The sequence below is a fragment of the Stenotrophomonas sp. VV52 genome, assembly GCF_002893095.1.
Taxonomy (GTDB): Bacteria; Pseudomonadota; Gammaproteobacteria; order Xanthomonadales; family Xanthomonadaceae; genus Stenotrophomonas; species Stenotrophomonas aracearum.
Map to the genome: position 1 here is coordinate 17,577 of NZ_PKQQ01000003.1, position 22,913 is coordinate 40,489.

Sequence of the window (22,913 nt, forward strand, 5' to 3'; positions counted from 1 at the left end):
GGCGCCCCATGAACGACCTGCTCTCCCAGGATGAAATCGACGCCCTGCTGCATGGCGTCGACTCCGGTGCCGTCGAAACCGAAGTCGACACCATTGCCCCCGGCGAAGCCCGCAACTACGACTTCGCCAGCCAGGACCGCATCATCCGCGGCCGCATGCCGACCCTCGAAATGGTCAACGAGCGCTTCGCCCGGCTCTGGCGCATCGGCCTGTTCAACCTCATCCGTCGTTCCGCCGAACTTTCCGTGCGTGGCATTGAACTGATCAAGTTCAACGACTACATGCACTCCCTCTACGTCCCCACCAACCTCAACCTCATCCGCTTCAAGCCCCTGCGCGGCACCGGCCTGATCGTCTTCGAACCCACCCTCGTCTTCGCCATCGTCGACAACTTCTTCGGTGGCGACGGCCGCTACCCCACCCGCATCGAAGGTCGCGAATTCACCGCCACCGAAATGCGCGTCATCCATCTCCTGCTCAAGCAGACCTTCGCCGACCTCCGCGAAGCCTGGGCCCCGGTGATGGATGTCGACTTCGAATACATCAACTCCGAGATCAACCCCCACTTCGCCAACATCGTCACCCCCCGCGAATACGTCGTCGTCTGCCGACTGCATGTCGAGCTTGACGGCGGTGGCGGCGACATCCACGTCACCCTCCCGTATTCCATGCTCGAACCGATCCGCGAACTGCTCGATGCCGGCATCCAGAGCGACCGCAACGATCGTGACGAAAGCTGGGGCACCATGCTGCGCGAACAGCTCAACGTCGCCGAAGTCACCCTCTCCAGCGTCCTCGCCACCAAGCACATGAGCCTGCGCGACCTCACCCGGCTCAAGATCGGCGACGTCCTGCCCATCGACCTGCCCAACCAGGTTCCCGTCTGCGTCGAGAACATCCCCGTCTTCACCGGCCAGTTCGGCGTCGCCAACGGCATGAACGCAGTAAAGATCACCGCTACCCACCCGCCGGGCACCCGCCCCCGCGTACCCGTCATCCAGGAAGACCCGCAATGAACGACATCGACACCCACGAACCGGCACCGGCGCAGTTCACCACCCTGCATTCCGACGACGCCGACGGCGGTCCCGACCTGAACCTCGACGTCATCCTCGACGTCCCGGTCACCCTGTCGCTCGAAGTCGGCCGCGCCCGCCTCCCCATCCGCAACCTGCTCCAGCTCAACCAGGGCTCCGTCGTCGAACTCGAACGCGGCGCCGGCGAATCGCTCGACGTCTTCGTCAACGGCACCCTCATCGCCCACGGCGAAGTCGTCGTCATCAACGACCGTTTCGGCGTCCGCCTGACCGACGTCGTCAGCCCCAGCGAACGGATCCGGAGACTGCGTTGATCGCCCTGGCACTCATCGCCGCCGGCGCGCAGGCGACCAAGGTCGGCCAGCACGCCGCCGCCGCGCCCAGCATGTTCGGCGCCGTGTTCGCCCTGCTGGCCGTGCTCGCCCTGATCGTCGGCCTCGGCTGGCTGCTCAAGCGCATGCCCGGCAGCGGCTTCAAGCCCGCCGAAGGCCTGCGCGTGGTCGCCAGCCTCAACGTGGGTGCCAAGGAACGCGTCGTCGTCGTCGACGTCAACGGTGAACAGCTGCTGCTCGGCGTCACCGCCGGCGGCATCAACACCCTGCACCGCCTGCCCGAACCCCTGCCCACCCCGGAACCGGCGCGCCTGCCGGATTTCAAGAACCTGCCCAATTTCGCCCAGCTCCTGCAACAGCGGCTGCGCAAGGACACATGATCATGCGTGGCCCCCAAGCTTCCTGGACCCGTTACCTGCCGCTGCTGTTCGCCCTGCTGCTGTGCGCGTTGCCCGCGCTGGCCATGGCTGCGCCCGCTGCCCCCGCCATGCCCAGCCTGCCCGACGTGAACGTCGGCAAGATCGGTGGCGCCCCGGTCAGCCTGCCGCTGCAGACCCTGCTGCTGATGACCGCGATCACCCTGATCCCGTCCATGCTGCTGGTGCTCACCGCCTTCACCCGCATCATCATCGTGCTCGGCCTGCTGCGCCAGGCCCTGGGTACCGGCCAGACCCCCTCCAACCAGGTCCTGCTCGGCCTGGCCCTGTTCCTCACCGCCATGGTCATGCTGCCCGTCTGGCAGAAGGCCTGGGGCACCGGCATGGCGCCCTACCTCAACGGCGAGATCGACTTCCAGACCGCCTGGACCCTCACCACCCAGCCGCTGCGCGCCTTCATGCTGGCCCAGATCCGCGAGACCGACCTGATGACCTTCGCCGGCATGGCCGGGCACGGCACCTACGCCAGCCCCGACGCCATTCCGTTCCCGGTACTGGTCGCCTCGTTCGTCACCAGCGAACTGAAGACCGCCTTCGAAATCGGCTTCCTCATCTTCATCCCGTTCGTCATCATCGACCTGGTCGTCGCCAGCGTGCTGATGTCCATGGGCATGATGATGCTCTCGCCGATGCTGGTCTCGGCGCCGTTCAAGATCCTGCTGTTCGTCCTCGTCGACGGCTGGGTCCTGGTGGTCGGCACGCTTGCCGCCAGCTTCAACGCGGTCTGAGGCGCTGATATGACCCCCGAACTTGCCCTGACCGAACTGCGCGGTGGCCTGATCACCGTGCTCTGGGTGGCCGGCCCGCTGCTGCTCACCGTGCTCATCGTCGGCGTCGTGGTCGGCGTCGTCCAGGCCGCCACCCAGCTCAACGAACCCACCATCGCCTTCGTCGCCAAGGCCGCCGCGCTGACCGCCGTGTTATTCGCGCTCGGCAGCCTGCTGATCGGCCACCTGGTCGAGTACACCGTCCTGCTGTTCCAGCGCATACCGCACCTGATCGGATAGCACCGCGATGGATTCGGCAACCCAGATGGCCGCCGACGGGCTCAACGCCTTCGGCATGATCGGCACCGTGCTGTGGACCATGCTGCGTATCGGCGCCATGATCATGGCGATGCCGCTGGTCGGCAGCCGCGCCGTCCCCGCCCGCGTGCGCGTCATGCTCTCCGGCGCCCTCGCCATCGCGCTCTCGCCGATGCTGCCGCCGGTGCCGGCGTGGACCGGGTTCGACGCCGCCACCGTACTCAGCATCGCCCGCGAACTGGCCATCGGCGTGTCCATCGGCTTCCTGCTGCGGCTGGTGTTCGAAGCCGGCGCCATGGCCGGCGAACTGGTCTCCCAGGGTACCGGCCTGGCCTTCGCACAGATGAGCGACCCCATGCGCGGCGGCACCTCCGGCGTGATCGGCCAGTGGTTCTACCTGTTGTTCGGCCTGCTGTTCTTCACCGCCAACGGTCATCTCGCACTGATCTCGCTGCTGATGGACAGCTACAAAGCCGTGCCCATCGGCACCTCGCTGCCCGACATCGACGCCTTCCTGAACGTGGCGCCGATGTTCCTGCTGCAGGTGCTGCGCGGCGCGCTCACCCTCGCCCTGCCGCTCACCGTGGCCATGCTCGCCATCAACCTGGCCTTCGGCGTGCTCTCCAAGGCCGCGCCGGCGCTGAACCCGATCCAGTTGGGCCTGCCGGTCGCGCTGCTGCTCGGCCTGTTCCTGCTGACCGTGCTGGCCGGTGAAATGGGGCCGCCGGTACAACGCCTTTTCGACGCTGCCTTCCAGGCGGCCGACAGCGTCACCCACTGATTTCGGGCGCGGTGACATACCGTTGAGTATGTGAAAAACGTCATCTTCGTGTGATTTCCACATGAAATTTGGCCGTTTTTGCGCTTGCTTTCGCCCCCACCCCTGTCGTCTCATGCGCCTACGGCAGGGGGAACGTGCCGGAGCAGCCGGCATCGCCATGCCCGCGTGCTGGTCAGTGCAGTCTGCTGCGTACGCCAGGGAGGAGTCAGCATGCTTATCGGCAGTTACACCCCGTGGTTGGTCGTAGTCTCGCTCCTGGTTGCCATCCTCGCGTCATTCACCGCGCTGGACATGGCCAACCGCGTTACCACCGCGCCTTCTCCGCGCATCAGCGTGCTGTGGCTGTTCGGCGGCGGTTGCGCCATGGGCCTGGGCATCTGGTCGATGCATTTCATCGGCATGCTGGCCTTCCGTCTGCCGATTCCCCTCGGGTATGACCTCGGCCTGACCGCTGCCTCACTGCTGGCCGCCATCGCATCGTCGATCTTCGCCCTCTGGCTGGTTTCGCGCCCGACCCTGCCGCATTCGCGGCTGGCATTGGGCGGGCTGCTGATGGGCTGCGGCATCGCCAGCATGCATTACATCGGCATGTCGGCGATGTTGATGCGGCCCGGCATCGAGTATCACAGTGGCTGGTTCATCCTCTCGGTGATGGTCGCGGTCGCCGCGTCGTGGGTGGCGCTGTTCGTCGCGTTCCGCCTGCGCCACAACGACACCCGCCTGCATCACCGGATCGTGCCCGCCGTGCTGCTCGGCGTGGCCATCGTCGGCATGCACTACACCGGCATGGCCGCCGCGCAGTTCCCGGCCAACAGCGTGTGTGGCGCCGCCGCCGGTGACGGCCTGCAGACCCAGTGGCTGGGTGCGCTGGTGATGGTGCTGACCATCGGCATCCTGGCCGTGGTGCTGCTGGTGTCCTGGCTGGACCAGCGCCAGCAGGCGCAGCTGCTGCGCCTGCGCAACCAGCGCCTGCGCAGCTCGCTGGACGACGCCGAAGCCGAACTCAGCCAGGCTGCCCTGCACGACCCACTCACCCACCTGCCCAACCGCCTGCTGCTGCAGCAGCGCATCGACCAGGCGCTGGTCGACGCCGAGCTGCGCGGTGGCCGCTTCGCGGTGATGTTCATGGACCTGGACGGCTTCAAACAGGTCAACGACGCCTATGGCCACCAGACCGGCGACTCGCTGTTGGTCGCGGTGGCCGCACGCACCCGCCAGCTGCTGCGCCCCACCGACGTGCTGGCGCGCCTGGGTGGCGACGAATTCGTGCTGGTGGTCGGCATTGAAAACGACGAAGACGTGGCCACCGTGGCCAACCGCATCATCCAGGCGATCGGCAAGGGCAACCTGGTACCCGGCCATGAGCTGCAGATCACCGCCAGCATCGGCATCGCGATCTGCCCCGACCACGCCGCCACCGAACGCCAGCTGATGGGCTACGCCGACGCGGCGATGTACCAGGCCAAGGAAGCGGGCCGCAACGCCTACGTGGTGTTTGCCGAGTGGATGAGCGACAGCGCCGAACAGCAGTTCCGGCTGCTGGCCGACCTGCGCCGCGCCATCGAACTGAACCAGCTGTTCCTGCAGTACCAGCCCAAGGTACGCGTCAGCACCCATCAGGTCAGCGGTGCAGAGGCGTTGATCCGCTGGCAGCACCCCGAACAGGGGCTGATTCCGCCGGACCGGTTCATCCGGCTGGCCGAGCGCAGCGGCGTGATCAACGACATCGGCCGCTGGGCATTGAATGAAGCCTGCCGGCAGCTTCGGCGCTGGCACGACGCCGGGCACGACACCTGGTCGGTGTCGGTGAACCTTTCCCCGATCCAGTTCGGTTCCCCTCACCTGCTGCAGGAAGTGAGCGACGCGCTGGAGATCCATCGGGTGGAACCGCGCCGGCTGGTCCTGGAGATTACCGAAAGCGCGGTGATGCGCGACACCGAGACCAGCCTGCGCCTGCTGCAGTCGCTGGCGCGGCTGGGCGTGGGCATTTCCATCGACGACTTCGGCACCGGTTACTCCAGCCTGCTGTACCTCAAGCGCCTGCCAGCCACCGAGATCAAGATCGACCACGCGTTCGTGCGCGATCTTGAGAACAGTTCCGAAGACGTAGTCATCGTTTCGGCCATCGTGGCGCTCGGCCACGCGCTGGACATGGACATCGTCGCCGAAGGCGTGGAAACCGCCGGCCAGCGCGCCTACCTGGAACGGCTGGGCTGTGATTTCCTGCAGGGCTACCTGCTCGGCCGCCCGGTCGACCCGGAGCGCTTCATGCAGCTGCACGACCTGCCGCGACCGCGCATGGTGGTCGCATCGGAACTGCAGGCCAGCCAAGGCGGGCATTTCCTGGACTGAGGGCGCAGCCACGCAGGGCGTGGCTCTACCCGGCCGCGCCGATCTGCGGCGTGACACCGGCGTTGGACGCTGCTTTGGACTGTGCTTTGGCCTTGGTAGGGTCGCATCCCAATCGACTGCACGTAAATTGCCCGCGTTCGGTTGGGCATGACCTTTGGACGGAAACGGCTCTTGCCGTTCGATGGTCATGCGTTACAGAACGTGGAACCGTTCCGTGCGGTCGTCTGGAGACCGACCCTACCGGTGCGCGCCGCCTCCGACCATGCTTCCGAACGGAACGGTTCTTGCACTACCCCGGGTGACCCCTCCGGTACCCCCTCCCGATGTCCGAAGAACAAGCCGGCGAAAAGACCGAACAACCTACCGAAAAACGCCTGCGCGATGCCCGTGAAGAGGGCAACATCCCGCGTTCGCGCGAACTGGCGACGGCCGCCGTGTTCGGCGCCTCGGTGCTGGCGCTGATGGCGTTTTCCGGGAGTATGGCGGCCGGCGGCAAGGCCTGGATGAAGTCCGCGCTCAGCCCGGAGGCCGGCCTTCGCTTCGAACCCAACGGCCTGTTCAGCCACTTCGGCCACCTGTTCCTGCAGCTGATGCTGGCGATGTGGCCGTTGCTGCTGATCTGCCTGCTGGCCAGTTTCCTGGCGCCGGTGGCGATGGGCGGGCTGCGCTGGTCGAACAAGTCGCTGATGCCCCAGTTCAACCGGCTCAGCCCGATGGCCGGCATGAAGCGCCTGTACGGCGCCGAGGCCATCGCCGAGTTCATCAAGTCGCTGCTGCGCATCCTGTTCGTCGGCGCTGCCGCCGGGCTGGTGGTCTGGCACGGGATCCGCCCGCTGCGCGACCTGGTCCACCAGCCGCTGGAAGCGGCCATCGTCAACGGCCTGGGCTTCACCCTGAAGCTGATGCTGGCCACCGGTGGCGCCATGATGCTGCTGGCTGCCATCGACGCCCCGTACCAGCGCTGGAACTGGATGCGCAAGCTGAAGATGACCCGTGAAGAGCTGCGCCGGGAAATGAAGGAAAGCGAGGGCAGCCCGGAAGTGAAGGGCCGCATCCGGCAGATGCAGCAGCAGCTGGCCAACCGCCGGATGATGGAAGCGGTGCCCACCGCCGACGTGGTCGTGGTCAACCCGACCCACTATGCCGTCGCCCTCAAATACGACGGCGGCAGGATGGGCGCCCCCACCGTGGTGGCCCTGGGCGTGGACGAAACCGCCCTGCGCATCCGTGAAGTGGCCGACGGCAACAAGGTCGCCATCGTCTCGGCCCCGCCTTTGGCACGCGCCTTGTATCGGGAAGGTCAACTTGGAAAGGAAATTCCCGTGAGACTGTATTCGGCCGTCGCCCAGGTGCTGTCCTACGTCTACCAGCTGCGCACCTGGCGGGGCGGGCCGATGCCGGCCGCGCCCAGCATCGACGTGGATGAGTTCGGCAAGGGAGGCCGCCCGTGAGCGCCCAGCCCGCTGGCATGAACACCCGCCGCGCCCTGGACATGATCCGCCAGGGCCTGGGCGCCCCGCTGATCGTGCTGGCCCTGCTGGCCATGGTCGTGGTGCCGCTAGCCGCGCCGGTGCTGGACGCGCTGTTCACCTTCAACATCGCCATCTCGCTGATGGTGCTGCTGGCGGTGGTGTACGTGAAGCGCCCGCTGGACTTCACCATCTTCCCGATCGTGCTGCTGATCACCACCATGCTGCGGCTGGCGCTGAACGTGGCCTCCACCCGCGTGATCCTGCTCAACGGCCAGAACGGCCACGACGCGGCCGGCAAGGTGATTGCCGCGTTCGGCGAATTCGTGATCGGCGGCAACTACGCGGTCGGCATCGTGGTCTTCGCGATCCTGACCATCATCAACTTCGTGGTCATCACCAAGGGCGCCGGGCGCGTCTCCGAAGTGACCGCGCGCTTCATCCTCGACGCCATGCCCGGCAAGCAGATGGCGATCGACGCCGACCTCAACGCCGGTTTGCTGACGCGCGAGGAAGCCAAGGTCCGTCGTGAAGAAGTCCGCGAGGAAGCCGACTTTTACGGCGCGATGGACGGTGCCAGCAAGTTCATCCGCGGCGACGCCATCGCCGGCATCCTGATCCTGTTCATCAACATGCTCGGCGGCCTGGCCGTGGGCGTGCTCCAGCACGGCATGCCGTTCGGCCAAGCCGCAGCCACCTACACCCTGCTCTCCATCGGTGACGGCCTGGTGGCGCAGCTGCCGGCCCTGCTGGTGTCCTCGGCGGTGGCGATGCTGGTCACCCGCGCCTCGCGCTCGCAGGACATGGCCCAGGCCATGATGGGCCAGGTGTTCGGCCAGCACCGTGCGCTGACCATTGCCGCCGCGATCCTCGGCCTGGTCGGCCTGGTCCCGGGCATGCCCAACGTCGCCTTCTTGACGCTGGCCGCCATCCTCGGCTTCATCGCCTGGAAGCTGTGGAAGAAGAGCCAGGTCGCCGAGCAGGCCGCCGCTGCGCCGGCGTCCGGCCCGACCACCGCGCTCGGCCTGCCGGCCGGCACGCCCTCGCCCACCGCCGAACTCACCTGGGACGAACTGCGCCCGGTCGATCCGCTCGGCCTGGAAGTGGGCTACCGCCTGATCCCGCTGGTGGACAAGAACCAGGGCGGCGAACTGATGGCGCGGATCAAGGGCGTGCGCCGCAAGCTCACCCATGACATCGGCTTCCTGATTCCCTCGGTGCACATCCGCGACAACCTGGAACTGGGCGCCACCGCCTACCGCCTGCTGATCCACGGCGTGCCGGTGGCCACCGCAGAGATCCATCCGGACCGCGAACTCGCGCTGGACCCGGGCAGCGCGCTCGGCGCACTGGAAGGCATCGCCGGCAAGGACCCCGCGTTCGGCCTGGATGCCACCTGGATCCAGCCGCATCAGCGCGCCCACGCCGAATCGATGGGCTACACCGTGGTCGACCCGGCCACCGTGGTCGCCACCCATCTCTCGCACCTGATCCGCGAGCACGCACCGGAACTGCTGGGCCACGAGGAAGTACAGCAGCTGCTGGCCAACCTGGCCAAGAGCGCGCCCAAGCTGGTCGAAGACCTCACCCCCAAGGCGCTGCCGCTGTCGGTGGTGGTGCGGGTGCTGCAGAACCTGCTGATCGAGCGCATCCCGGTGCGCCAGCTGCGCAAGATCGCCGAGTCGCTGGTGGAAAACGCACCGCTCAGCCAGGACCCGGGCGTGCTCACCGCCGCCGTGCGCAACGCGCTGGGCCGTTTCATCGTGCAGGAGATCGCCGGCATGTCGGCGGAGCTGCCGGTGTTCACCCTCAACCCGCAATTGGAACGTGTCTTGCAGGAGTCCACACAGGGCAACGGCGCAGCGCTGGAACCCGGACTCGCCGAGCGACTGCACCAGAGCCTGGCCGAATGTGTCGGCAAGCAGGAAGCGAAAAACGAGCCCGCGGTGGTGTTGGTGCCCGGTCCGGTACGTGCCGCGCTGGCACGGCTGGTACGCCACAGCGTTCCGTCGCTGTCCGTGCTGGCCTACAGCGAGGTGCCGGAAGACAAGCGCTTGAAGCTGGTCGGCACGATCAGCTGAGCCGGAACTCCGACAGCAACGCGTCAGAAAACAGACACACCCATTTCGCCATCACCGCAGCAGGACAAGAAGGGAACCCCGGACCGTGCAGACCACCGACAACCAGAGCCTCCCTTCCGCCCCCCAGCCCCAGACTCCGTCCCGGTACCACAGCATGAAAATCAAACGCTTCGTCGCTCCCGATATGCGCTCGGCCATGAACCTGGTGCGCAAGGAACACGGTCCCGATGCGGTGATCCTGTCCAATCGCCGGATCGAGGAAGGCGTGGAGATCGTGGCCGCGGCGAACTATGACGAAGGCGCGGTGCAGCGCGCACTGGAAGCCGCCCGCAAGGACGTCGCCCCGCCGCCGCCGGCCCCGCGCCCGCGCAACGCCGCCGACGCGGTGATCGCCGCCGTCACCCGCCGCAAGGCACCGGTGGCCGCGCCGGAACCGGTGGCCGCCACCACCTCGGCCGTCGCCGCGCTGGCCCGCGCCGCCGTCGGCGCCACCGGCCGCACCCTGGACACCGCCAACGAAATCGTGCCGCCGCCGGGCAGCCCCGGTTTCGCCGCGACCCTGGCCCGCGCTGCCGTCGCACCGGGCCGCACCCTGGACGCGTTGCCGGAACAGATCTTCGCTCCGTTCAATGTAGAGCAGGCCGCCGCCCACGCTGCCAACCCGGCAACCCCCTACGCTGCCCAATCCGACATAGCGCCGGGCTCTGCCCGGCCAGTGATCGAAGACGCACCGTCTCCGACCCGCGCGACCACCCCGGCCCCGTCCAACCGCGCCCGCTTCATCATCGACCCGCCGCAGGACGACGCCCCGCTGTTCGAAATGCACGCCCCGCCCGGCCGCAGCCTGCCGCCGCAGCTGCCGCAGATGCCCGCGCAGCAGATGCAGCGCGCCGCGTTCGACGCACCGATCGCCCCGCTGTGGGAAACCGTCCCGGTGGTCCCGGCAGCGGCCACCGCGCGCCTGGACATCGATGACTCCGCCGTATTCGTGCCGCCCGCTCCGATGGCGATGATCGAGACCGCTGCGCCGGTCGCTCCGGTCGCTCCGGTCGCCCCGGTGGCGGCGATGATGATCGCCCCGCCGGCGCTGCCGGCCATGCAGGCCGCCAACGAACCGACGGCGCTGGCCGAGATCGCCGAAGCGGAGCGGGCGCCTGCCCCGGAACCGGTTGCCGCCGCGCCGGCCGCCGCACCCGCCCCGGTCACCCTGGTCCGCGACGACGAGGAACTGCGCCAGCTGCGCCATGAAGTGGCCGGCATGCGCCACGTGATCGAGCGCGAAATGAACCGCTTCACCGACGAACGCCTGCGCGGCTCGCCGGTGCGTGCCGCCGCGCTCGACCTGATGGACGAATACGGCTTCGACGCCGGCATCTGCCGCGACGTCGCCCTGCAGATCCCGCTGGACACCGAAGCCCATCGTGGCCGCGGGCTGATGCTGGGCCTGCTCTCGAAGAAGCTGCCGATCGCCCCGGTCGACCCGCTCGAAGCCGGCGGCGTGATCGCCCTGGTCGGTCCCACCGGTGCCGGCAAGACCACCACCATCGCCAAGCTGGCCTCGCGCTTCGCCGAAGCGCATGCCGCCCGCGACGTGGCCCTGGTCACCACCGACACCGCCCGCATCGGCGCCCGCGAACAGCTGTACGGCTTCGGCCGCCAGCTCGGCATCGCGGTGCACGAAGCCAACAGCGGCAGCGACCTGGCCCAGCTGCTGGAGCGCCTGAAGGACTACAAGCTGGTGCTGATCGACACCGCCGGGCTGGGCCCGCGCGACCGCGCCCTGGCCGCCCAGCTGCAGTGGCTGCGCGCGTCCGAGCAGATCCGCACCCTGCTGGTGCTGCCGGCCAACACCAGCTTCGGCGACATGGACGAAGTGGTGCGCCGCTTCAGCGCCGCCAACCCGCAGGGCGTGGTGCTGAGCAAGCTGGACGAGACCGGCCGCTTCGGCACCGCCCTGTCGGTGGCGGTCGACCACCGCCTGCCGATCACCTGGGTCACCGACGGCCAGGACGTTCCCGAAGACCTGCACCGGGCCAGTGCCGCCAATCTTGTACTTCGCCTTGAAGATTTGCGCCGCGCGGCCGATATGCCCTGCAACCCGGAGTTGAACCATGCCGTCGCGTGAGTACGAAAACCTGACCAGGACCTTCCCGCTGTCGGCTACCCGCAGCCAGCCGCTGGGCCCGGTACGCACCATCGCCGTCACCGGCGGCAAGGGCGGCGTGGGCAAGACCAATGTCTCGGCCAACCTGGCCGTGGCGCTGGCCGGCATGGGCAAGCGCACGCTGCTGCTGGACGCCGACCTGGGCCTGGCCAACATCGACGTGATCCTGGGCCTGCAGCCCAAGCTGACCCTGGCCGACCTGGTCGCCGGGCGCTGCACGCTGGAAGAAGTGATCCTGGAAGGCCCCAACGGCGTGCTGGTGGTCCCGGCCGCGTCCGGGCGCCGGCACATGGCCGAACTGCAGCCGGCCGAGTACGTGGGCCTGGTCAATGTGTTCTCCGAACTGGAACGCGAACTGGACTTCATGGTGGTGGACACCGCCGCCGGCATCACCGACGGCGTGCTGACCTTCTGCCAGGCCGCGCAGGACACCGTGGTGGTGGTCTGCGATGAACCGGCGTCGATCACCGACGCTTACGCACTGATCAAGGTGCTCTCGCGCGAGCGCGGCGTGGACCGCATCCAGGTCGTGGCCAACATGGTGCGCGACCCCAACGAAGGCCGCGTGCTGTACGAAAAGCTGAGCCGGGTCTGCGAGAAGTTCCTGGCCGACGTTTCGCTCAACTACCTGGGCTGCGTGCCGCAGGACGACTGGCTGCGCCTGTCGGTGCAGCGCCAGCAGCCGGTGGTGAAGGCCTACCCGTCCAGCCCGGCCGCGCAGGCGATCGCCGAGATCGCCCGCCGCACCGCGCGCTGGCAGGCCCCCACCGAACCGCGCGGCGGCGTCGAGTTCTTCCTCGAACGCATCCTCAAGCAGCGCGGGGTGGCCGCATGAAAGGCGCCGCACAATACAAGGAGGTGCAACGCGCCGCCGCCAACGAGTGCATTGCCCAGCACTCGGACCTGGTCCGGCGCATTGCCCACCACCTGGCCGCGCGCCTGCCGGCCAGCGTTGAAGTGGACGACCTGATCCAGGCCGGCATGATAGGCCTGATCGAGGCGTCGCGCAGCTACGACGCCGACCAGGGCGCCTCGTTCGAAACCTACGCCTCGATCCGCATCCGCGGTTCGATGATCGACGAGATCCGCCGCGGCGACTGGGTACCGCGCTCGGTGCACCGCCGTGCGCGCGACGCCGCCTCCACCATCCGCCGCCTGGAGCAGAGCACCGGCCGCGCCGCCAGCGCCACCGAAGTGGCCGCCGCGATGGACATGCCGCTGCCCGACTACCTTCGCCTGATGGAAGACGCCGCGCGCGGCCAGGTGCTGAGCCTGGAGTCGCGGATCGAAGACCAGGGCGAGCTGGACACCGTGGCCCAGGGCGGCCCGACCCCGCAGCAGGTGCTGGAGCGCGGCGAATTCGGCCGCGAGCTGGGCAACGCGATCGGCCTGCTGCCCGAACGCGAACAGCTGGTGCTGTCGCTGTACTACGAGCAGGAACTGAACCTGAAAGAGATCGGCGCAGTGCTCGGGGTCAGCGAGTCGCGCGTCTGCCAGATCCATGGCCAGGCCGTGCTGCGCCTGCGTGGCCGATTGAAGATCTTCGAGGCGGCCGACGCCGGCCTCGAGAACAACTGAGACCGAGGAAACACCTTTGAACAAGAACATGCGCATCCTGATCGTCGACGACTTCTCGACCATGCGTCGTATCGTCAAGAACCTGCTGGGCGATCTGGGCTTCACCAATACGGCCGAAGCCGAGGACGGGCATGCCGCGCTGGCCCTGCTGCAGAGCCAGCCGTTCGATTTCGTGGTCACCGACTGGAACATGCCGGTGATGACCGGCATCGACCTGCTCAAGGCGATCCGCGCCGACGCCAAGCTCAAGACCCTGCCGGTATTGATGGTCACCGCCGAAGCCAAGCGCGAGCAGATCATCGAAGCCGCGCAGTCCGGCGTGAACGGCTACATCATCAAGCCGTTCACCGCACAGACCCTGGAAGAGAAGCTCGGCAAGATCTTCGAGCGCCTGGCGGCGAGCGCCTGATGGAAACCCTTCGCGACAAATCGGCGCTGGTGCAGCGCCTGCAGGACGCCCTTGCCGCGCTGGAAAGTGGCGACGAAGCGGGCTGGCGCCGGGAAATCGATGCGCTGGCCGCGCTGCGCACCCAGCCGATGATGGCCGGCCTGAACCGGCTGGCCCGCGAACTGGGCCAGGCGCTGGGCGAACTGCCCACCCTGCCCAGCGAAGCCGGCGAGCTGGACGACGCCTGTGCACGCCTGGACCACGTGGTGGCGATGACCGAACAGGCGACCCACCGCACCCTGGACCTGGCCGAAGAATGCCGGGCGCTGACCGAGCAGCTGCGCGCCAACGGGCTCAGCCCGGACCAGGACGTGCAGCTGGAGCGGATCCGTCACAACCTCACCGAGATCGCGCTCACCCAGAGCTACCAGGACCTCACCGGGCAGATCATCCGCCGCGTGGTCGGCATCGTGCGCCGCGTCCACGAAGGCTTCGGCGCACTCGGCCTGCCGCCGCCGGACGAGACCACCAGCAAGCGCGACAACGGCCTGGCCGGCCCCGCCGTGACCGGGTTGGACCGTCACCAGGTGTCGCAGGTCGACGCTGACGACCTGCTTTCCGATTTGGGACTTTGAAACCATGAGTGCTGTTCCAGACGACATTGCCGCCGACTTCATCCTCGAGGCCCAGGAAATCCTGGATCGCCTCGGCGAACAGCTGGTGTCGCTGGAGCAGTCGCCCCAGGACAGCGACCAGCTCAACGCGGTGTTCCGCGGCTTCCACACGCTCAAGGGCGGTGCCGGTTTCCTCGGCATCCAGGCGATGGTGGAACTGTGCCACGCCGCGGAAGAGACCCTGGGCATGGCCCGCTCCGGGCACGCGGTGCTGCAGGCGCATCACTTCGATGCCGGCCAGCAGTCGCTGGATTACCTGCAGTCGATGCTGGATTCGGTGTCGGCCGGTACCGAGCCGGGCTATGCCCCGCCGGAACTGATCGCGCAGTTCGACGTCAACGGTCCGGCAGTGCCGGCACCAGTGGCGGCCGCCGCGCCGGCCAACGGTGACCTGATCACCGACGACGAGTTCGAAGCGCTGCTGGACACCCTGCACGGTGGCGCCGCGCCGACCGCCGTGACGCCCACGAAAAAGGTCGATGACGGCCTGATCGGCGAAGACGAATTCGAAGCGCTGCTCGACCAGCTGCACGGTGGTGCTGCCCCCGGCGCAGTGCAGGCAGCCGTGCCTGCACCGGCGCCCGCGCCGCGTCCGGTCGCCGCGCCGGCACCGGCCAAGCCGGCCGCCAACAAGCCGGTGGCCGAAGCCGAGCACACCGTGCGCGTGGACACCAAGCGCCTGGATGCGATCGTCAACCTGATCGGCGAACTGGTGCTCTCGCGCAACCGGCTCAAGACCCTGCGCGCGCGCCTGCACGACGAAGAGCTGGACCGCGCGGTGTCGACCCTGGACATCGCCACCGCGCGCCTGCAGTCAGCGGTGATGCGCACCCGCATGCAGCCGGTCGGCAAGGTGTTCTCGCGCTTCCCAAAGGTGGCCCGCGACGTCGCCCGCAACCTGAAGAAGGAAGTGGAGCTGGAGCTTATCGGCGCGGAAACCGAGCTGGACCGCAACCTGGTCGAAGCGCTGGCCGACCCGCTGGTGCACCTGGTGCGCAACGCGATCGACCACGGCATCGAAATGCCCGAACTGCGCGAAGCGCAGGGCAAGACCCGCAGCGGCAACGTGCGGCTGTCGGCGCAGCAGGAAGGCGACTACGTCAGCATTGAAGTGCAGGACGACGGCGCCGGCATCGATCCCGAACGCCTGCGCGCCAAGGCCCGCGAAAAGGGCTTGATCGACCCCGAAGCGGCGGCCCGCCTGAGCAGCGAGGAATGCCTGCACCTGGTGTTCCTGCCTGGTTTCTCGACCAAGCAGGAAGTCACCGACATTTCCGGTCGTGGCGTCGGCATGGACGTGGTGCAGTCGCGCATCCGCGAGTTGAGCGGCCAGATCCAGATTCAGTCGGAACTGGGTCGCGGCAGCCGCTTCCTGATCCGGGTGCCGCTGACCCTGGCGATCCTGCCGACCCTGCTGGTGCAGGCCGGCGAAGACATCTACGCGCTGCCGCTGGCGCGCGTGATGGAAGTGTTGCATGCGCCCAACACCTCGCTGGGCTGGTTCGACGGCCGCGCGGTGCTGGATCGCAAGTCGCACACCCTGCCGCTGGTCGACCTGCGCCACTGGCTTGACGTCGAACCGGCTGCCTCGCCGCTGCTCACCATCGTGGTGCTGCAGGCCGGCGAAGCGCGTTTCGGCCTCGTGGTCGACCAGGTCCGCGGGCGCGAGGAAGTCGTCATCAAACCGTTGCCCAAGGCCCTACGCGGCCTGCGCGGCTACGCCGGCGCCACCCTGATCGGCGACGGCCGAATGTCGCTCATTCTGGACGTAGACGGTTTGCGCTGAACGGTCGCAGCCACGCAGGGCGTGGCTCTACCGCCGAACGTCCACCCCGGTGGTTGGGCCGAACGTCCAGCCCGGTGGTTCGGCCGAACGTCCACCCCGGTAGAGCCACGCCTTGCGTGGCTGAACCACCGACCAACCCAACACCGCCCCACCTCAAGTCCCCCTCACGCAAGCCGATATCGGACCAATGGACAGACTCAGCCTCATCGGACTTTTCCTCGCCCTGGCCTCCCTGGTCGGCGGCAGCATCCTCAAGGGTGCCGGGCTGGCGTCGCTGTGGTCTCCCGCTGCCTTCGTCATCGTCATCGTCGGCACCCTCGCCTCGATCCTGCTGCACACCTCCCCGGCCGTGTTCAAGCACGCCTTCAAGATCGTCAGCTGGATCATCCGCCCGCCGAGCACCGACCGCAGCGACCTGATCCGCCAGATCGTGGAGTGGAGCAACATCGCCCGCCGCCAGGGCCTGCTGGGCCTGGAAACCCAGGTCGAGGCCCAGGACGACCCGTTCCTGCGCAAGGGCCTGCAGCTGCTGGTCGACGGCGTCGAACCGGAAACCATCCGGCACATGCTGGAGATCGAACTGAGCAGCCAGGAAAGCCGCGACCTCGCCGCCTCCAAGGTATTCGAAGGCATGGGCATCTACGCGCCCACCCTGGGCATCATCGGCGCCGTGCTCGGCCTGATCGCGGTAATGAAGAACCTCGCGGACCCGAGCAAGCTCGGCCACGGCATCGCCGCCGCGTTCACCGCCACCATCTACGGCATCGCCTCGGCCAACCTGCTGTTCCTGCCGGTCTCGGCCAAGCTCAAGAGCGTGATCCACCACAACAGCCGCGACCGCGAGATGATCATCGAAGGCCTGATTTCGATCGCGCAGGGCGAGAACCCGCGCAACATCGAAACCAACCTGTCCGGGTTCCTGCACTGAGATGGCCCGGCGCAAGGCCCACGAAGAGCATGCCAACCATGAGGCCTGGGCGATTCCCTACGCCGACCTCATGACGCTGCTGCTTGCCTTCTTCGTGGTGATGTACGCGATCTCCTCGCTCAACGAGGGCAAGTACCGGGTCATGGCCGACGCCCTGACCACCGCGTTCGGCGGCGCGCCGCGCACCATCAATCCGGTCCAGGTCGGCAACCAGCAGGTCCAGGGCGGCGGCTGGGACAGCCCCTCGGTGATCAAGGCCGGCAACCGGATCGGTTCGTCCGCGCCCTCGCCCAGCAATGATCCGACGCTGCTGCCGGCGATGGCCTCGCAGATGCGCATGCCGGTCTCGGTGCACAACCAGGAACAGCTGCAGCGCGCCGAGCGCCAGCTCAACGGCATCGCCGACCGCCTCACCGCCACGCTGGCGCCGCTGATCGACCGCGGCATGATCACCGTGCGCCGCACCGAGCTGTGGATCGAAGTGGAGATCAACAGCGACATCCTGTTCACCACCGGCTCGGCCACGCTCGACGTGCACGCGCGCGACACCCTCTCTTCGCTGGCCCAGGTGCTGCACGACGCCCCCAACGGCGTGCGCGTGGAAGGCCATACCGACGACGTGCCGATCGCCACCGCGCTGTTCCCCTCCAACTGGGAACTCTCGGCCGCGCGCGCGGCCAGCGTGGTGCACCTGTTCGCCGACCAGGGCGTGCAGCCGGCGCGGCTGGCGATGGTCGGCTATGGCCAGTTCCGCCCGCGCGAGGACAACGCCAGCGCGCAGGGCCGCAACCGCAACCGCCGGGTGAATGTGATCATCCTCGCCGACACCGCGCAGGGCGTGGACCCGCTGGGCCCGCAGCTCACCGCCGACGCAGCGCCCGCCACCGCACCGGCACCCGCACCGGAGCCGCCGGCGCTTTCCCCTGTTTCCCCCCTCGCCCCGGTGCAGCTGCCACCGGTGCCGGCCGGCAGCCGTGTTGGCGCCGCCGTTCCCCCCGCAATGAAGGAGTGAACCGATGCGTATCTGGGCAATCGCCAACCAGAAGGGCGGCGTGGGCAAGACCACCACGACCCTCGCGCTGGGCCGCGGCCTGGCCACGCTGGGCCACCGCGTGCTGCTGATCGACCTGGATCCGCATTCGTCGCTGACCCGCGCGTTCAACGTGCCGCTGGACCCGCCGCCGGCCGGCGTGCTGGAACTGTTCGGCACCCCGCCTGCTGAACTCAGCGCCCTGGCCCACGCCAGCACGGTGCCGGGCCTGGATTACATCTGCGCGCAGGCCGCGCTGGCCACGCTGGAGCGCCGCAGCGCGAACCAGCCCGGGCTGGGCCTGGCCCTGCAGAACGCGATGACCCGCCACCAGGGCCAGCATGACTACATCCTGCTCGACTGCGCGCCGACCCTGGGCCTGCTGATGATCAACGCGCTGGCCGCCGCCGACCGCCTGATCATCCCGACCCAGGCCGAACCGCTGGCCCTGCACGGCCTGGACGGCATGGTCCGCACCGGTGAGATGGTCGAGCGCTCGCGCCGCCGCCCGCTGCCGATGTCGATCCTGCCGACCCTGTTCGACCGCCGCACCCGCGCCGGCAACGAAACCCTCAAGCAGATGCAGGACCGCCACGGCCAGCGCGTGTGGGAAGACGCGATCCCGGTCGACACCCGCATCTCCAACGCCGCCGGCCTGACCCTGCCGCTGACCTCGGACGACTACCCCGGCCGCGGCCTGCTGGCGTACCGCCGCGCGCTGGAATGGATCCTGGCCGACGACGCGCAGCAGATGGAGCGCGCGGCATGAATACCGTGGGCGTGCTCGACGACTATCTGGAAGAACTGCTGGGCGACGCGGTCCCGACCGCGAGCATCGCCGTGGTCGATGTGGCCGAAGCCGCAGGCGTGGCCGAAGCAATCCGCGCGGAGTTCGCCGCGGAGCCTGCGTTCGAGACCCCGACGTCGCCCGGCGCACCCGCGAACCTCGCCTTGCTCGAAGAATTGCTGAACGATCCGGCGCTTGGCCCGGTAGCCGCTCCCGCTGCCCCTGCCTTCGATACGCCGACCTCGCCCGGCGCACCCGCCAACCTTGCGCTGCTCGACGAGCTGCTCAACGATCCCGCGTTGGGCCCTGTTGCAGACGCATCGCGTCCGAGCTGGGACGATCTGCCCGAAGAAGCGCTCCACGACAGCGTGCCTGCCGTTGCAGCAACGCCTGCCGTTGCGCCTGCTGCTCCGCCTGCACCGCCCCGCGCTGTCGCACCTGTTGCTGCACCCGTTGCAGCACCTGTTGCACGCGCCGTCCCCGCGCCCGCCCCGCAACCGGTCGCCCGCGCCGCCGCACCGGCGCCGTTTGCACCGACCGGCCGCCCGAACAGCTGGCAGGAACTGCAGGCCCAGGCCCGCAACCCCGCCTCCAGCCCTCGTGGCGACCGCCGCGCCAGCGAGCGCACCTCGCGCTGGCTGCGCCTGCGCTGCGGCGCCCAGGCCTATGCCCTCGAACTGCTGAAGGTGCAGGAAGTCGTGTTGCCGGTTCCGCTTCTGCCGCTGCGCGGCACCCCGTCGGCCATGCTCGGCATCATGAACCTGCGCGGCCAGGTGGTGCCGGTGATGGACCTGGGCATCCACCTGGGTGCCGGTCCGGCCCAGGACGACGCCAACACCCGCATCGTGGTGCTGGAGGAAAACGGCGAAACCATGGGCCTGCGCGTCTCGGCCGTGGAAGACGTCGCCAACCTGACCGATTCGCAGATCGAACCGCCGGACACTGCGCGCATCTGCCAGATTTCCAACGACCTGTTCCGCGGCGTCGCCCGGGTCACCGCCCAGCCGATGATCCTGCTGGACGCCACGCAGCTGCTGAATTGACGGCCGTCACGCACCCCTAAAGGTTCCTGGAAGCCAGCCGTTATAGACCTAGGAACCGTTTGTCCGGAGCAACGATGAGCACTGTGGCCCTGGGTGATGATCTCGGTATCGAGAGCAGCACCGAGCTCAAAACACGCCTGGCCCCCTTGGTGGACCAGGGCGGCGACCTGACGCTGGACGCCAGCCAGGTCGGCCGTATCCATACCGCGTCGGTGCAGGTCCTGTGCGCATTCGTCGAAGCCCGCCGCCAGGCAGGCAACCCGACCGCATTCGAAGGCTGCACCGCCACCTTCCGCGACGCCGCGCGACTGCTCGGCGTCACCCAGGCCCTGGGCCTGGACGCAACCCATGACAACCTGAAATCTGTGGAGAACGCGGCATGAGCGCACGTATCTTGGTGGTGGACGATTCGGCGTCGATGCGCCAGATGGTTTCCTTCGCCCTCACCTCGGCCGGCTTTGCCGTCGAAGAAGCCGAAGACGGCGCGGTCGCGCTGGGTCGCGCCAAGGGCCAGCGCTTCAATGCAGTGGTGACCGACGTGAACATGCCGAACATGGACGGCATCTCGCTGATCCGCGAACTGCGCCAGCTGCCGGACTACAAGTTCACCCCGATGCTGATGCTGACCACCGAGTCCGCCGCCGACAAGAAGTCCGAAGGCAAGGCCGCCGGCGCCACCGGCTGGCTGGTCAAGCCGTTCAACCCGGAACAGCTGGTCGCCACCGTCCAGAAAGTCCTGGGCTGATCCCGCCCCGCCCCTTCCTTCCCCTTTGGTAACCGGACCCGAACTGCCATGAGCATGGACCTGCAACGCTTCCACGCCACTTTCTTCGAAGAAAGCCGCGAAGGCCTGGACGCCATGGAAGCCGGGCTGCTGGCACTGGAATCGGGCCAGCAGGATCCGGAAATCATCAACTCGGTGTTCCGCGCCGCGCACTCCATCAAGGGCGGCGCCGGCACCTTCGGCTTCGACGCCATCGCCGCGCTGACCCACGTGCTGGAAACGCTGCTGGACGAACTGCGCGCCGGCAAGCGCGCACTGGAGCCGGTCGCGGTGGATGCCATGCTGTCCTCGGTGGACGTGCTGCGCGCCCTGCTGCGCGAAGCCGAACACGGCCAGCCGGCCGACCCGCAGGCCGTTGCCGCGATCAAGGCCCGCCTGGAAGCCGTGCTCTCCGGCCAGGCCGCCAGCGCCGCCGCACCGGTCGCGGCCAAGGTCGACGACACCCCCGAAGCGTGGCAGATCGGCTTCGTGCCGGCGCCGTCGCTGTTCATGAGTGGCAACGACCCGCTGCGCATCATCCGCGAACTGGAACACCTCGGGTCGCTGCAGGTCGCCGCACGCCTGGAGCGCCTGCCCGGCTTCGACCAGCTCGACCCGCTCGAAGCGCACCTGGCCTGGGACCTGGGCCTGGTCGGCAAGGTGCCGCGCAGCAAGATCGAAGACACCTTCGCCTGGGTCGTGGACGACTGCGAACTGGACATCCGCCCGGCCGCACCGCCGAGCCTGGCCACCAGCGCTCCTGCCGCGCCCGTCGCCGCTGCCCCGGCAGCCGCACCTGCGGCGCCGGCCGCTGCCGCCGCCCCCGCTGCCGCGTCCAGCGAAGCGGAAACCTCGATCCGCGTCAGCGTGGACAAGGTCGACGCGCTGATCAACCTGGTCGGCGAACTGGTCATCACCCAGGCCATGCTCAAGCAGGTCTCGCACGCACTGGACCCGGTGCACGCCGAGCAGCTGTTCGCCGGCCTGGACCTGCTCGAACGCAATACCCGCGACCTGCAGGAAGCGGTGATCGGCGTGCGCATGCTGCCGGTGGACGCGGTGTTCCGCCGCTTCCCGCGCCTGGTCCGCGACCTCTCCACGCGCCTGGGCAAGCAGGTCCGCCTGCGCACGATCGGCGAAGGCACCGAGCTGGACAAGGGCCTGATCGAAAAGATCGCCGACCCGCTGGTCCATCTGGTACGCAACTCGATCGACCACGGCCTGGAAATGCCCGACGTCCGCCGCGACGCCGGCAAGGACGAAACCGGCACCATCACCCTGGCGGCCTCGCACCAGGGCGGCCACATCGTGATCGAAGTCAGCGACGACGGCCGCGGCCTGAACCGCGACAAGATCCTGGCCAAGGCGCACGAGCGTGGCCTGGCCGTGCCGGACAACCCCACCGATGCGCAGGTCTGGGACCTGATCTTCCAGCCCGGCTTCTCCACTGCCGACGCGGTCACCGACCTGTCCGGTCGTGGCGTGGGCATGGACGTGGTCCGCCGCAACATCCAGGCGCTGGGCGGCGAAGTGCAGCTGGAAAGCAGGACCGGCAACGGCACCCGCGTGCTGATCCGCCTGCCGCTGACCCTGGCCATCCTCGACGGCATGACCGTCTCGGTGGCCGGCGAAACCCTGATCCTGCCCCTGGCCTACGTGCTTGAAGCACTGCAGCCGCAGGCCGAAGACGTGCGCTCGATGGCCGGCGAAGGCCGCGTGCTGCGCGTGCGTGGCGAATACCTGCCGATCCTCTCGCTCAGCGAGTACTACGGGTATGGCCGCCGCAACAGCGAGGACTCGCTGGTGGTGGTGGTCGAAGGCGATGGCCAGAAAATCGCGCTGGAAGTCGACGAACTGGTCGGCCAGCAGCAGGTGGTGGTGAAGAACATCGAGAACAACTACCGGCGTATCGGTGGGGTCTCCGGTGCCACCATCCTGGGTGATGGCCGCGTTGCACTGATCGTCGACATCGGCGGCCTGGTGCGCTCGCTGCGGGTGCCGCAGGCGGCGTAACCCGCGCTCAATTGCCGGTTGTCTGAAACGCCCTCGCGAAAGCGGGGGCGTTCTGCTTTTCCCGCGCCGCCACCAGAACCGTGACGCCCGTTTTCGCCAACGATCACCGCCGCCCCCGATCCATCCGCATCCGCATGGCGAAAGCCTTGCCGTTGCTTGCTTTCGCAACCATTCACGCTTCAGAAAAAATGTGAATTCGAACGCTCAAGTTCGGGCTGGGGCACGCCGTTATCCGCAGTAGCGAT

Annotated in this window: 22 protein-coding genes; all 22 read left to right on the forward strand. The window is 68.2% G+C overall.

Annotated features, from left to right (window positions below; translation table 11 throughout):
- The first annotated feature begins 8 nt into the window (after nucleotides 1-8).
- The 22 genes from fliM to C2U58_RS08740 all read left to right on the forward strand — a co-directional run bounded on the left by fliM (nucleotide 9) and on the right by C2U58_RS08740 (nucleotide 22,668).
- Nucleotides 9-1,016: a flagellar motor switch protein FliM gene (fliM, locus tag C2U58_RS08635; RefSeq protein ID WP_102945492.1), complete on the forward strand. Its 1,008-nt coding sequence runs from the start codon at nucleotides 9-11 to the stop codon at nucleotides 1,014-1,016.
- Nucleotides 1,013-1,351, forward strand: coding sequence for a flagellar motor switch protein FliN (gene fliN, locus C2U58_RS08640; protein ID WP_102945493.1), 339 nt, complete (start codon nucleotides 1,013-1,015; stop codon nucleotides 1,349-1,351). The genes fliM and fliN overlap by 4 nt, the downstream gene beginning before the upstream one ends.
- A complete protein-coding gene (fliO, locus tag C2U58_RS08645) occupies nucleotides 1,348-1,749 on the forward strand; it encodes a flagellar biosynthetic protein FliO (RefSeq protein WP_102945494.1) in 402 nt (133 codons plus the stop codon). The genes fliN and fliO overlap by 4 nt, the downstream gene beginning before the upstream one ends.
- Nucleotides 1,750-1,832: 83 nt before the next feature.
- Complete coding sequence (gene fliP, locus C2U58_RS08650) at nucleotides 1,833-2,534, forward strand: flagellar type III secretion system pore protein FliP (RefSeq protein ID WP_301182355.1); 702 nt, start codon at nucleotides 1,833-1,835, stop codon at nucleotides 2,532-2,534.
- Nucleotides 2,535-2,543: 9 nt separating this feature from the next.
- Nucleotides 2,544-2,813 carry a flagellar biosynthetic protein FliQ gene (locus C2U58_RS08655; protein ID WP_102945495.1) on the forward strand — a complete coding sequence of 90 codons (270 nt, stop codon included), beginning with the start codon at nucleotides 2,544-2,546 and terminating at the stop codon, nucleotides 2,811-2,813.
- Between the two features lie 7 nt (nucleotides 2,814-2,820).
- Entirely contained in the window at nucleotides 2,821-3,612 is a 792-nt protein-coding gene (fliR, locus tag C2U58_RS08660) for a flagellar biosynthetic protein FliR (protein ID WP_102945496.1), read from the forward strand.
- A 210-nt stretch (nucleotides 3,613-3,822) separates the two neighbouring features.
- Nucleotides 3,823-5,964, forward strand: a complete 2,142-nt coding sequence (locus C2U58_RS08665) for an EAL domain-containing protein (RefSeq protein WP_102945497.1) — start codon at nucleotides 3,823-3,825, stop codon at nucleotides 5,962-5,964.
- A gap of 323 nt (nucleotides 5,965-6,287) precedes the next feature.
- On the forward strand, nucleotides 6,288-7,415 hold the full coding sequence (gene flhB / locus C2U58_RS08670; RefSeq protein WP_102945498.1) for a flagellar biosynthesis protein FlhB: 1,128 nt from the start codon (nucleotides 6,288-6,290) through the stop codon (nucleotides 7,413-7,415).
- Between the two features lie 17 nt (nucleotides 7,416-7,432).
- Nucleotides 7,433-9,514, forward strand: a complete 2,082-nt coding sequence (gene flhA, locus C2U58_RS08675; protein ID WP_172448124.1) for a flagellar biosynthesis protein FlhA — start codon at nucleotides 7,433-7,435, stop codon at nucleotides 9,512-9,514.
- Nucleotides 9,515-9,668: 154 nt separating this feature from the next.
- Nucleotides 9,669-11,639 (forward strand): flagellar biosynthesis protein FlhF, encoded by a 1,971-nt coding sequence (gene flhF / locus C2U58_RS20260; protein ID WP_343125467.1) that lies wholly within the window; start codon nucleotides 9,669-9,671, stop codon nucleotides 11,637-11,639.
- On the forward strand, nucleotides 11,626-12,513 hold the full coding sequence (locus C2U58_RS08685; RefSeq protein ID WP_102945500.1) for a MinD/ParA family protein: 888 nt from the start codon (nucleotides 11,626-11,628) through the stop codon (nucleotides 12,511-12,513). Before flhF ends, C2U58_RS08685 begins: the two co-directional genes overlap by 14 nt.
- On the forward strand, nucleotides 12,510-13,256 hold the full coding sequence (locus C2U58_RS08690) for an RNA polymerase sigma factor FliA (protein ID WP_102945501.1): 747 nt from the start codon (nucleotides 12,510-12,512) through the stop codon (nucleotides 13,254-13,256). The genes C2U58_RS08685 and C2U58_RS08690 overlap by 4 nt, the downstream gene beginning before the upstream one ends.
- Before the next feature lie 16 nt (nucleotides 13,257-13,272).
- Complete coding sequence (gene cheY / locus C2U58_RS08695) at nucleotides 13,273-13,665, forward strand: chemotaxis response regulator CheY (protein ID WP_017357461.1); 393 nt, start codon at nucleotides 13,273-13,275, stop codon at nucleotides 13,663-13,665.
- A complete protein-coding gene (locus tag C2U58_RS08700) occupies nucleotides 13,665-14,279 on the forward strand; it encodes a protein phosphatase CheZ (RefSeq protein WP_070207896.1) in 615 nt (204 codons plus the stop codon). Before cheY ends, C2U58_RS08700 begins: the two co-directional genes overlap by 1 nt.
- A 4-nt stretch (nucleotides 14,280-14,283) precedes the next feature.
- Nucleotides 14,284-16,104 (forward strand): chemotaxis protein CheA, encoded by a 1,821-nt coding sequence (locus tag C2U58_RS08705; RefSeq protein ID WP_102945503.1) that lies wholly within the window; start codon nucleotides 14,284-14,286, stop codon nucleotides 16,102-16,104.
- A 187-nt stretch (nucleotides 16,105-16,291) separates the two neighbouring features.
- Nucleotides 16,292-17,032, forward strand: coding sequence for a flagellar motor protein (locus C2U58_RS08710; protein ID WP_102945504.1), 741 nt, complete (start codon nucleotides 16,292-16,294; stop codon nucleotides 17,030-17,032).
- A gap of 1 nt (nucleotide 17,033) precedes the next feature.
- Nucleotides 17,034-18,044 carry a flagellar motor protein MotD gene (gene motD / locus C2U58_RS08715; RefSeq protein ID WP_102945505.1) on the forward strand — a complete coding sequence of 337 codons (1,011 nt, stop codon included), beginning with the start codon at nucleotides 17,034-17,036 and terminating at the stop codon, nucleotides 18,042-18,044.
- Nucleotides 18,045-18,048: 4 nt separating this feature from the next.
- A complete protein-coding gene (locus C2U58_RS08720; protein ID WP_102945506.1) occupies nucleotides 18,049-18,831 on the forward strand; it encodes a ParA family protein in 783 nt (260 codons plus the stop codon).
- The gene (locus C2U58_RS08725) at nucleotides 18,828-19,892 is read left to right on the forward strand and encodes a chemotaxis protein CheW (protein WP_102945507.1); all 1,065 of its coding nucleotides are present in this window, start codon (nucleotides 18,828-18,830) and stop codon (nucleotides 19,890-19,892) included. Before C2U58_RS08720 ends, C2U58_RS08725 begins: the two co-directional genes overlap by 4 nt.
- A 74-nt stretch (nucleotides 19,893-19,966) precedes the next feature.
- Entirely contained in the window at nucleotides 19,967-20,275 is a 309-nt protein-coding gene (locus tag C2U58_RS08730; RefSeq protein ID WP_102945508.1) for an STAS domain-containing protein, read from the forward strand.
- Nucleotides 20,272-20,637, forward strand: coding sequence for a response regulator (locus C2U58_RS08735; RefSeq protein ID WP_070207889.1), 366 nt, complete (start codon nucleotides 20,272-20,274; stop codon nucleotides 20,635-20,637). Before C2U58_RS08730 ends, C2U58_RS08735 begins: the two co-directional genes overlap by 4 nt.
- 48 nt (nucleotides 20,638-20,685) lie before the next feature.
- Nucleotides 20,686-22,668 carry a chemotaxis protein CheA gene (locus tag C2U58_RS08740; RefSeq protein WP_102945509.1) on the forward strand — a complete coding sequence of 661 codons (1,983 nt, stop codon included), beginning with the start codon at nucleotides 20,686-20,688 and terminating at the stop codon, nucleotides 22,666-22,668.
- Nucleotides 22,669-22,913: the final 245 nt, after the last annotated feature.

Excerpts from the sequence above, each read along its gene's own strand:
- C2U58_RS08655 (WP_102945495.1), top strand. The coding sequence starts at position 2,544 with ATGACCCCCGAACTTGCCCTGACCGAACTGCGCGGTGGCCTGATCACC.
- C2U58_RS08720 (WP_102945506.1), top strand. The coding sequence starts at position 18,049 with ATGCGTATCTGGGCAATCGCCAACCAGAAGGGCGGCGTGGGCAAGACC.
- fliM (WP_102945492.1), top strand. The coding sequence starts at position 9 with ATGAACGACCTGCTCTCCCAGGATGAAATCGACGCCCTGCTGCATGGC.
- C2U58_RS08730 (WP_102945508.1), top strand. The coding sequence starts at position 19,967 with ATGAGCACTGTGGCCCTGGGTGATGATCTCGGTATCGAGAGCAGCACC.
- C2U58_RS08705 (WP_102945503.1), top strand. The coding sequence starts at position 14,284 with ATGAGTGCTGTTCCAGACGACATTGCCGCCGACTTCATCCTCGAGGCC.
- motD (WP_102945505.1), top strand. The coding sequence starts at position 17,034 with ATGGCCCGGCGCAAGGCCCACGAAGAGCATGCCAACCATGAGGCCTGG.
- C2U58_RS08690 (WP_102945501.1), top strand. The coding sequence starts at position 12,510 with ATGAAAGGCGCCGCACAATACAAGGAGGTGCAACGCGCCGCCGCCAAC.
- flhA (WP_172448124.1), top strand. The coding sequence starts at position 7,433 with ATGAACACCCGCCGCGCCCTGGACATGATCCGCCAGGGCCTGGGCGCC.
- fliP (WP_301182355.1), top strand. The coding sequence starts at position 1,833 with ATGGCTGCGCCCGCTGCCCCCGCCATGCCCAGCCTGCCCGACGTGAAC.
- C2U58_RS08710 (WP_102945504.1), top strand. The coding sequence starts at position 16,292 with ATGGACAGACTCAGCCTCATCGGACTTTTCCTCGCCCTGGCCTCCCTG.
- C2U58_RS08725 (WP_102945507.1), top strand. The coding sequence starts at position 18,828 with ATGAATACCGTGGGCGTGCTCGACGACTATCTGGAAGAACTGCTGGGC.
- C2U58_RS08685 (WP_102945500.1), top strand. The coding sequence starts at position 11,626 with ATGCCGTCGCGTGAGTACGAAAACCTGACCAGGACCTTCCCGCTGTCG.
- fliN (WP_102945493.1), top strand. The coding sequence starts at position 1,013 with ATGAACGACATCGACACCCACGAACCGGCACCGGCGCAGTTCACCACC.
- C2U58_RS08740 (WP_102945509.1), top strand. The coding sequence starts at position 20,686 with ATGAGCATGGACCTGCAACGCTTCCACGCCACTTTCTTCGAAGAAAGC.
- C2U58_RS08735 (WP_070207889.1), top strand. The coding sequence starts at position 20,272 with ATGAGCGCACGTATCTTGGTGGTGGACGATTCGGCGTCGATGCGCCAG.
- fliR (WP_102945496.1), top strand. The coding sequence starts at position 2,821 with ATGGATTCGGCAACCCAGATGGCCGCCGACGGGCTCAACGCCTTCGGC.
- flhF (WP_343125467.1), top strand. The coding sequence starts at position 9,669 with ATGAAAATCAAACGCTTCGTCGCTCCCGATATGCGCTCGGCCATGAAC.
- flhB (WP_102945498.1), top strand. The coding sequence starts at position 6,288 with ATGTCCGAAGAACAAGCCGGCGAAAAGACCGAACAACCTACCGAAAAA.
- C2U58_RS08665 (WP_102945497.1), top strand. The coding sequence starts at position 3,823 with ATGCTTATCGGCAGTTACACCCCGTGGTTGGTCGTAGTCTCGCTCCTG.
- C2U58_RS08700 (WP_070207896.1), top strand. The coding sequence starts at position 13,665 with ATGGAAACCCTTCGCGACAAATCGGCGCTGGTGCAGCGCCTGCAGGAC.